Here is a 1,780-nt window from a genome sequence, read left to right as displayed (position 1 = left end):
ACGTGAGTCGATACTTAAAGTGATATTTTCACCTGGTTCACCCTCACGAATTACCTCAGAAACTTTTAAACGGTTACCACGCTTATCGCGAATAATTTTTTGCTCACCGTCTACACCTGACAGTTGCTTATTCAACTGCATTTCCAAGCCTTCGATCCCTTGACCTTCACTATTGGTCAAACCAATAATTTGGGCATTTGGCTGAGGTTGCGGGTAATAACGTTTATAAGTTTTTTCTGCATACACCCCTTGGAAATTACCTTTCATAATGAGGTCAGCTTGCTGAGGAGGTACTTCTTTTTTCAAAACCAGATAGCGAGAACGCGGACGCGCATTCATCTGTTTTTTAAGATCAGCACGATCAACACCCACCACGTCGGCAAGTTCATCAAGATTTAAATTTTTATCTGGCAATTGGCGTTTTAATTTACGGTTGTTTGGATCTTGTTTTAGTTCAGCCGTAATTTGATCATATAAATGCTTGGTCTCAAAATAATCACGCGGATCAATCACAATTTTCATGATTGGACTACTAATCGCTAAAGGTACACCGTGGCGATCACTAATTACTCCACGCATAGCCTCTATACGTTCAGTACGCAAAATATTGGCATTGGCCTTATTTTGCAAAAAGTCTTTATTAATGACTTGAACATAAAATGCACGTGCAATTAATACCACAAAACACAGTAGCACTACTGCCCAGAGCAGATAAAACCGCCACATATCAAAGGCAAGACTTGGTTTTTCCGAAATAGACTGCTGTTTTTTTCGTGTTTGCTTTGTTCGCTTATCTACCATACAGCAAGGCCTTACTTATTTTGCTCTGAGGTCATCGGTAAAGAAATTACCACCGTTTCTGCAGCAGGTGGCGAAAACATTCGTAATTGTGTCACAGCACGTGTACCAATTTGAGCAGTCGCACCAAATGTTTGTTGCTCAATCAATAAACGCCCCCATTCAGCATTGAGGTCATCACGTTCACGCATATAAGAGCTTAACTCTCTATAATCATGACGGTATTCAAATACTTGAAATACCACCATCATGGCACTGATAAAAACCAATGCCACCATGACTGCATATACCACAACTTTTTTGACCACTTTATTTTCTGTGGTTTCGATTTCATCACTGCTTTTCATTACGCGCCTTTTTGTTCCAAGCGTTCAGCAACCCGAAGCCATGCACTACGTGAACGTGGATTCGCTTTTACTTCTTCTTCACTCGCACGAACCCGTGAAATTTTCTTTAATCTTCTCGTATCAACCTGCTGTTGAGGCATCCCCCAACCAGAATCTTCTGCTAGAGTTGATTCTTTTTGAATAAACTGTTTGATCAACCGATCTTCAAGCGAATGGAAGCTGATCACAGACAAACGCCCTTTTGGTTTAAGCAAGTCTACAGCTTGCGGTAAAAATACTTCAATATCATCTAGTTCTTTGTTAATAGCAATACGGATTGCCTGAAACGTACGTGTCGCCGGATGTTTATGCTTTTCCCATTTTGGATGGGCTGTTTTTACTATTTCAGCCAATTGCGCCGTAGTATCCAATTTTCCGGCCTGTTTAATTGCTCTAGCAATACGGCGACTATATCGTTCTTCACCATATTGATAAATGATATTTGCCAACTCTTCCTCTTCTACCTCAAGCAACCATTCGGCAGCAGTCAATCCCTTAGAGTTATCCATACGCATATCTAACGGGCCATCTTGCATAAAACTAAAGCCGCGTTCAGCCTGGTCGAGTTGAGGAGAGGACACACCTAAGTCTGCCAT

Annotated in this window: 2 protein-coding genes and 1 pseudogene; all 3 read right to left on the bottom strand. The window is 41.2% G+C overall.

Annotation, left to right across the window (positions count from 1 at the left end; translation table 11 throughout):
* A pseudogene (gene ftsI, locus VXQ92_RS16645) lies at nucleotides 1-801 on the bottom strand (penicillin-binding protein PBP3); the annotation flags it as partial.
* Between the two features lie 11 nt (nucleotides 802-812).
* Complete coding sequence (gene ftsL / locus VXQ92_RS16640; protein WP_000842465.1) at nucleotides 813-1,145, bottom strand: cell division protein FtsL; 333 nt, start codon at nucleotides 1,143-1,145, stop codon at nucleotides 813-815.
* On the bottom strand, nucleotides 1,145-1,780 hold a 636-nt coding region (gene rsmH, locus VXQ92_RS16635), incomplete at its 5' end, for a 16S rRNA (cytosine(1402)-N(4))-methyltransferase RsmH (RefSeq protein WP_416682568.1). The genes ftsL and rsmH, both read right to left, overlap by 1 nt.

The organism is Acinetobacter sp. 228, assembly GCF_048147885.1.
This window is presented reverse-complemented; position numbering and strand designations above follow the sequence as displayed.